This is a genomic window from Deltaproteobacteria bacterium (assembly GCA_019308905.1).
Taxonomy (GTDB): Bacteria; Desulfobacterota; BSN033; order WVXP01; family WVXP01; genus JAFDHF01.
Window position 1 is genome coordinate 61,593 of the sequence record JAFDHF010000015.1, and the last position, 7,499, is coordinate 69,091.

General features: G+C 54.4%; 6 protein-coding genes. 3 read left to right on the forward strand and 3 right to left on the reverse strand.

Annotated features, from left to right (window positions below):
• Positions 1–37: 37 nt before the first annotated feature.
• Both JRJ26_07360 and JRJ26_07365 read right to left on the reverse strand, forming a co-directional pair.
• Complete coding sequence (locus tag JRJ26_07360; protein ID MBW2057299.1) at positions 38–1,852, reverse strand: aldehyde ferredoxin oxidoreductase family protein; 1,815 nt, start codon at positions 1,850–1,852, stop codon at positions 38–40.
• Positions 1,853–1,868: 16 nt separating this feature from the next.
• Positions 1,869–2,609: a GntR family transcriptional regulator gene (locus JRJ26_07365; protein ID MBW2057300.1), complete on the reverse strand. Its 741-nt coding sequence runs from the start codon at positions 2,607–2,609 to the stop codon at positions 1,869–1,871.
• A 394-nt stretch (positions 2,610–3,003) separates the two neighbouring features.
• Here JRJ26_07365 and JRJ26_07370 point away from each other — a divergent pair, with 394 nt between their 5' ends.
• The 3 genes from JRJ26_07370 (at position 3,004) to JRJ26_07380 (ending at position 6,272) form a co-directional block, all read left to right on the forward strand.
• Entirely contained in the window at positions 3,004–4,413 is a 1,410-nt protein-coding gene (locus JRJ26_07370; protein MBW2057301.1) for an L-fucose/L-arabinose isomerase family protein, read from the forward strand.
• Between the two features lie 93 nt (positions 4,414–4,506).
• Positions 4,507–5,268: a glucose 1-dehydrogenase gene (locus JRJ26_07375; protein ID MBW2057302.1), complete on the forward strand. Its 762-nt coding sequence runs from the start codon at positions 4,507–4,509 to the stop codon at positions 5,266–5,268.
• Between the two features lie 20 nt (positions 5,269–5,288).
• Complete coding sequence (locus JRJ26_07380; GenBank protein ID MBW2057303.1) at positions 5,289–6,272, forward strand: DUF4432 family protein; 984 nt, start codon at positions 5,289–5,291, stop codon at positions 6,270–6,272.
• A gap of 246 nt (positions 6,273–6,518) precedes the next feature.
• Here the strand turns inward: JRJ26_07380 and JRJ26_07385 are convergent, their stop codons facing one another.
• A complete protein-coding gene (locus JRJ26_07385; protein MBW2057304.1) occupies positions 6,519–7,241 on the reverse strand; it encodes a GntR family transcriptional regulator in 723 nt (240 codons plus the stop codon).
• Positions 7,242–7,499 lie beyond the last annotated feature (258 nt).

Genomic DNA, 7,499 nt, shown 5'->3' on the forward strand with positions numbered 1-7,499 from the left:
CTGGCGACTTCGGCACGAGGACCGGAAGCGCTGTTCCCTATACGATACCGAGATCTGAGAGTGTTTCTTTCTTCGGTATGCCCTTTTCGTCCCAACCCCTGACCTGGTAATACTCGTCGAGCATTTCGTTGTACATTTCAGGAGTAATGACCTTCCCTTTTGCCATGCCTTCGGGCAGAGGCTCCTCCATGATCCGCCTGGGAAGCATGTCATCCTCTCTCGTGATCCCCTCCCGATTGAGGATCAACCTCTCGAGGGTATATATCCGGCTGCCGATGGTCATCAACTCGGGATTGAAATCGTAACCGGTCACGTATTCCAGTACCTTTCCACTGGGATCGTCGGTAAACCCGAGAGCGCCCCTGACGACGGTACAGATGCCCAGGGAGTCGACATAGGCGCGATTGTCCTGGAGCTTCTTTACCAGATATCCCTTTCCCCTGGTAGCAAAACGGTCATAGGTTTTGGTCAATAGCTCATCCCGGATCGTCCATCCCCCAACGTTGTGGCAGGCCCCGCGGCTCGAAGTGCCGAAACCGAGGCCGATTCCGTGAAAACCCCGCGGCTCGTAATGGGCAAAGGCCAGCCCCTTCACGTGCATCATGTAGTATTCCAGTTCGGGCCGTTTCTTCCTTATTCCGGAAAACCCCTCTGCCAAAAGTGCGCCCAGCCCTTCTTGCCTGGCGATTCGACGAACCATCTCCACCATGGCTTCGGCATTGCCGAAACGAAGATCGAGACCGTCTACCTCTTTCTTGGAGATCAGCCCCCGCTCAAAGCACTCCATGGCAAAGGCGATGAGGACCCCGGTGGTCATCGTGTCGATGCCTTCCTCGTCACAGATCTGATTGGCCGCAATGATGGCTCCGAAATCACTCACCCCGCACTGGCCTCCGAAGGCTCCGATGGTCTCGTATTCAGGGTCGCTTTGGGCTCCCTTGAAGGGCCCATCCTGAACCATACAGACCTTTCCACAACCCACAGGGCATCTATAGCAGGCCTTGTTTCGCACGAAATAGTGCCCTTTCATGTAGACCGAGCTGATTGTCTCTATCCCCTCAAAGACAGCGGTTTGAAAATTTCGCGTGGGATAGCACCCCAGCTCGTTTATGACCTCCGTGTACTGAGCCGTGCCGTGTGTGGTGTGAGTATGCTTGGATTGTCGAACGTTTGCCCGCGCCTGGGACACGTAATCTTTGAGGGCTTCCGGTTTCGCAATATCGACTCCTCCCGTTCCACAGGCCACCAGGGCTTTGACGTTCTTTGCAGCCATGGCAGCACCGGCGCCTCCACGGCCAAAACTCCTCCCATCGACCTGAATACAGGCGACCCGGACGCCTCGTTCTGCCGCAGGACCGACCGAGACCACACCGATCTTCCTGCCTGGCATGACCTTCTTGAAGTACTCATCAACCTCGGTTGTTTTTCTACCCCACAGATGGGAGGCACCCTGGAACTCGAGTCCCGTATTCCCGATAAGGATGGAGACCGGGGAGGAAGCCTTCCCTTCCAGGATCAGCCCATCGTACCCGGCGAATTTCAGGTAAGGGCCGAAATTCCCACCGGAATTGGTACAGAGGTAGTGCCCGGTATCAGGGGATCGTGTCGCCAACTGCATCTTTGTGCTTGCCAGCACCGGCGTTCCTGTGAGCGGACCCGTCATCAAGAAGATCTTGTTCTCCCCGCTCAAAGGATCCACCCTTGAAGGCATCTCTTGATGGTAGAAATAGGCTGCCAACCCTCTTCCCCCAAGGTACTGTTCCTTGATATCCTCCGGATAGTCGACCTCACTCACCCGAGCACGATCCAGATCAATCCTCAAGATCTTGCCAGCGTAACCTCCTCTAAACATAACCATCGTCCTTTCGTTAGATATGTTGGTGCCGAGTCAGCTTGAGATGATAGCGGTAGCGGGCCGCGTGATAGACCCCCCTGACATATTCTACCGGGTCCCCCCCGACCGAATAAGCAATCCGCCTGATTACAAGGGTCGGAAAGGACGCGTTCAGCCCGAGCAGGTTGATCTCCTCCTTCGTCGACATGGCAGCCTCAATGATCTGATCGGCCTCTGAAAGGCGAATGCCGTTTTTTTCGAGGATCTGGTAGAGGGACTTGGAGTAATCTTCCTCGAGGCTGAGTTCATACCGCCCGGGCAAATAGGAATAGAGAATACCCAGAGGGCTTCCGTCCACGATCATCAATCTCTTCAAATAGAAAACCTGTTCGTCAGGGAAAAGGCCGAGGATCTCCTTGATCTTGGGAGAAGGTTTCATATACTCCGCAGTGATAACCCGCTTCCTGGCATCCCTCCCCATCATCTCTTCGGTGAAGCTCTTGAGCACCGGGAGATTCTCCTCGATGGCCGGCTTCTTCACGAAGGTGCCTTTTCCTCTCTTCTTTTCCAAGAATCCTTCGTTGACCAGGAGTTCCATCGTCCGCCTGACCGTGGCCCTGCTGACACCGTACATTCTCTGAAGGTCACTCTCAGAGGCAACGGGCTCTCCCTCCGCCCATTCTCCATTCTCGATCTTTTCCAGGAGTATCTCTTTGAGCTGGTAATAGAGAGGGATGACGCTCCTGTGATCGAGTCTACCAGGGTCTTGGTTCATGGGTCATACCTGCAAGCTGATCGTGAAAAGATCGTACCAGTCCTGTACGCAAACGCGTAGATTCTGGACCAACACAATTATACACGAAATCCTTGTCTCCCTTGTTCCACCTTCCGCACCGGACTGTTCTACGGAGATGGCGTCCACTCCCAGAACGAGTCTGCGACATCACACGAAACCGCGAGTTGTAACGAAGTTGCGGAAGCAACCAAAAAAAATGTTGACAGAATACGATTCCTATGATATTGATCAGGACATCCTAATGTTAGTACAAGAAAATCCACTTTGTCAAGTAATAGATTAGCCCTGAACTCAGAATCTCCAAAAGACCACTTCGAAAATCATCCGGGGACTTGGATCCAAAAGCATATTTTCTCAAACAGGAGGCTTTTCCATGAAAAGGAGAAAACTCGGTATCCTGACCTTTTCAGATGGACGCAAGCGCGTCCATGATGAACTTCTCCAGACCAATCAGGGATTCCTCGACCGGCTCGTCAAGACCTTGGAAGGAACGGGCGAGCTCGACCTGGTCGTGGGGAGCGAGATCATTCACACCCCGACCCAGGCCAAAGCCCAGGCCGAAGCTTTGAGATGTGCGGGAGTAGATGGGACCATCTTGAACTTCTCCATATGGTCTTTTCCTAATCTCCCGGTCATTGCCGCCGAAAACGGCAGGGGGCCCTATCTGCTCCTGTCCAACTTGAACCCTCAATCTCCGGGGCTGATCGCCATGCTGGCAGCCGGCGGCTGCCTCGATCAGGTCGGTATCCGCCACGATCGTCTCTGGGGCGATGTGGAGGATGAAGAGGTACTCAGGAAAATATTGAGTTTCTCCCGGGCGGCTTCGGTGGTCAATCGATTGAAGGGGCAGACCTGCGGCCTGATCGGGGGCAGAAGCATGGGCATGTACATCGGGGCCGTTGATACGAGACAATGGCAGACTCAGTTCGGGGTGGACCTCGAGCACGTGGATCAATTGGAGATCCTCATAAGAGCAGAGAAAATCCCGGAAACCACCGTGGAGAAGGCCTTTGAGTGGCTGTCCAGCCGAGTGGGAAAGATCGAGTACGACGGAAAAGGACTGTCCCCTGAGAAGCTGAAACAGCAGATCCGTTCCTACTATGCCACCAAGGAGATCATTGACGAAATGGGGTTTGACTTCCTGGCTATCAAATGCCAACCGGAACTGAGCGAACACTACGTCACCCAGTGCCTGAGCCAGGCCTTTCTCAATGATCCGTATGACATGGACGGTGAAAAGGAACCCGTTGCAACGGGTTGCGAGGCTGATCTGGATGGAGCCTTAACCATGCAGATCTTGAAGCTTCTGACCGATTCACCGGTTCTCTTCTTCGATCTGCGTCACTACGATCCCCAAGACGACGTCTTTGTGTTCAGCAACTGCGGTGCTCAAACAACCTATTTTGCGGGAAAATCCGACAGCCCGGAAGAAAATCTCAAGAACGTGACCTTCTACCCCCAGACCCCCTTTTTCTACCGCGGTGGTGGCGCTACGGTCCAATACATGTGTGCGCCGGGCGAAATCACGATGGCCAGATTGGCGAGAAGGGACGGCAAATACTGGATGGCCATCATTCACGGAGAGTTTGTGTCGTACCCAGAGGAGAAGCTGCAAGAGACATCTCCAGAATGGCCGCAGGGTTTCACGAGACTGGCTGTTGCCGCTGACGACTTGATCAGGGGACTTGGTGGGAATCATCTTCACGCCGTGTACGGGAACCACGTGGACGAATTGAAGAAAGTCTGCGACATGTTGGATCTGGAGGCCAGGGTGTTCTCCTGAAAAGCGATCCAGGGATGTTTTTCAGAACACGGTCGTCATGTGTTAGGGGGAGAAATTCGATACACCCTGAGAGAATCGAGGGAGGAAGAGCTCATGAGGTTAAGGGATAAAGTCTCTATTATTACCGGTGCGGGTGCCGGAATCGGCAGGGCGACAGCGCTGCGATTCGCCAGGGAAGGAGCCAAGGTCGTCGTGGCCGATTTGGATGACTCGGCGGGAGAGGATCTTGTCCGCGAAATAAAAGAGGCGGGAAAAGAGGCGGCTTTTGTCCATACCGATGTTTCGTCATTCGAAGATTGCCGGCGCCTCATGGAAAGTACCCATCAGACCTTCGGACGGATCGACATCCTGGTCAACAATGCAGGGATCTATACCCAAGGAGATGTTACCTCTACAACCCAGGAGGACTGGAAGCGCATTCTTTCGGTCAACCTGGATGGTGTATTCTACTGTTCGCGCCATGCCGTGCCTTACATGATCAAAGCCGGAGGGGGAAGCATCGTCCACGTGGCCTCTGAGGCCGGGATCGTCGGGATCAGGAACCAGGTGGCCTACAACGTCTCCAAGGCCGCTGTCATCATGATGGCCAAGAGCATGGCCATCGATCTCGCTCCCCACAATATTCGGGTCAATGCAGTCTGTCCCGGGACAACCGAGACCCCTCTGGTGAAGGCCGCCATCGAGCGGAGTCCCGATCCTGCCGAAGCGCGGAAGGCCTTGGAGAGCTGCCGCCCCGCCAACAGGCTCGGACGTCCTGAGGAGATTGCCTCAGCTATTCTATTCATCGCCTCCGACGAACCGGGATATGCCACGGGGTCCAGCCTGATCATAGACGGAGGCATGACCGCCTGGTAGGCCTTGAAAGGAACAGGGTCATGGCACGACTATTTGGCAAAGAATACAGCCGCTCGGATCTGCTTCAAAGGGTGGGAGATATTTCTCAGGTTGCCGGGGTCAGACTCATGAGGCTTGAAGATGGCAGGGAAGAAGGGGTTCGGGTGATCGAAGCCCGCACCGGAACGGGCTTCCGCTTCAACGTCCTGCCGTCCCGGGGGATGGACGTCTCCTTTGCCGAGTACAAGGGTATTCCTCTCTCATGGCGATCCTGCACCGGCGATGTCTCTCCTGCCTTCTATGAGCCTGAAGGAGAAGGCTGGCATCGCATCTTCTACGGCGGGATGGTCATAACCTGCGGCCTGACCAACGTGGGCGTGCCCTGCGACGACCAGGGTGAAAGGCTCGGGCGTCATGGAAGGATCTCCGCCACTCCGGCCGAATCCGTCTATGCAGAAGGCCGGTGGGAGGGGGAGGAGTACGAACTCGTTATTCGGGGAAGGATGAGACAGGCCGCATTTTGGGGAGAAAACCTCTCACTCACCAGAAAGATCCATAGCCGGCTGGGGGCCTCCATGTTCCGGATCGAGGACGAAGTGGAGAACCACGACTTCAGTCCAACTCCCTTGATGTTGCTTTATCACGTCAACCTCGGGTTTCCCCTGCTCAGCGAGGAAAGCACCCTTTTGATTCCCACCGAGAAGGTGGAACCCATGGAGAACTCTGCGGACCCAGATGATTTCAACCGCTTTCATCCCCCGACACCTGGGGCACCAAGCCAGGTCTTCTACCACAAGGTGGCTTCTGATCCCGAGGGAAGGGTTCTGGTGGCACTCATCAATGAGAAACTCTCCATGGGAATCTACATTCAATACGAATCCACGTGCTGGGCATTGAACCGGCCAACTGCCATGTGGAAGGGCGCGCCCGGGAACGGGAAAAAGGGACTCTGGAGTTCCTTCAGCCCGGCGAAAAGAGAAATTTCTATTTGGAACTCGGCGTGCTCGAGTCCGGCTCAGAGCTGAGAGAGATCAAGGAGAAAATAGAATCACTGGTTTCTTCATAGTGTGTTCCGACTCCCGCCTCCGCGGGAGTGACATCATCTTTCGGAAGAGACCTTGTCTTCCCCCCGCAAGGGTTTGCCGAGTCTCATCCTCCACTCAGGAAACCGTTCCGCTTGGGAGGGCCGGCCCCTAAGACCCACGCCGGCCACCAGGACGCAGAGTATTCTTGATCCGACAAAGAGCCTCCGATACGCTCTCATCGAGGATTCAGTATCTCGTCAGTTTCACACTGTATCGATATCGGGCTGCATGATAGACACCCTTGGTGAATTCAACGGGTACGCCTTGCACGGAGTATGCGGTCCGGTTGATGACGAGTGTTGGAAACGGGGCCTTTGATCCCAGCAAGAGGATCTCTTCTCTCGTTGACATGGAAGCCTCGATAATCTGGTCCGCTTCCGAAAGCCGAATGCCGTTGGTTTCCAGGATGTCGTAAAGAGACCTGGAATAATCCTCTTCAAGGCTCAGTCCATAGCGGCCCGGGATATAGGAATAGAGAACGCCTAGAGGGCTTCCCTCCACGACCATCAATCTCTTCAGATGGAAAGCCTCCTCATCCGGAGATAGGCCCAGAATCTTAGCGATTCCAGGAGTGGGTTTGGTGTATCCTACGAAAATGACCTCTTTTTTCGCTTCCCTCCCCCTCATCTCTTCCGTAAAGCTTGTCAGGCGAGGGAGTTGTTCCTCGATCTTGCGTTTCCTGACAAAGGTCCCCTTACCCTTCTGTTTCTCCAGGAAGCCCTCGTTGGCAAGGAGCTCTATCGCCCGTCTGACGGTAATCCTGCTAATGCTGAACATCCTCTGGAAATCTTCTTCAGAAGGAATCAAGTGGCCCTCGTGCCATTCATCGCTCTCGATTTTTTCGAGAATAAACTCTTTGAGCTGGTAGTAGAGGGGTATAAGGCTCGTATGGTCGAGTTGTCTCGTCACAGCAGGTTACCGATCTTGAAATTCATTGCACAGATATGCAATGCCTGATGAGAACAATGTGCCACAAAAGGCCCCGTTTTGGAAGGCCCTTGCTCAACCCGTCGCAAGCGGGAACCGAAGGAACCAACGAAGGCCGGAGAAAATTTTGTGGAGTTTCCTGAGTTTTCGGCCCAGGATTCTTGCAAGTATATGACTTCACGATCTTTTTCTGTCTTGGCAGGAGAACACCCTTGTCCCCTCGCTCCTGAGCTCACGCGG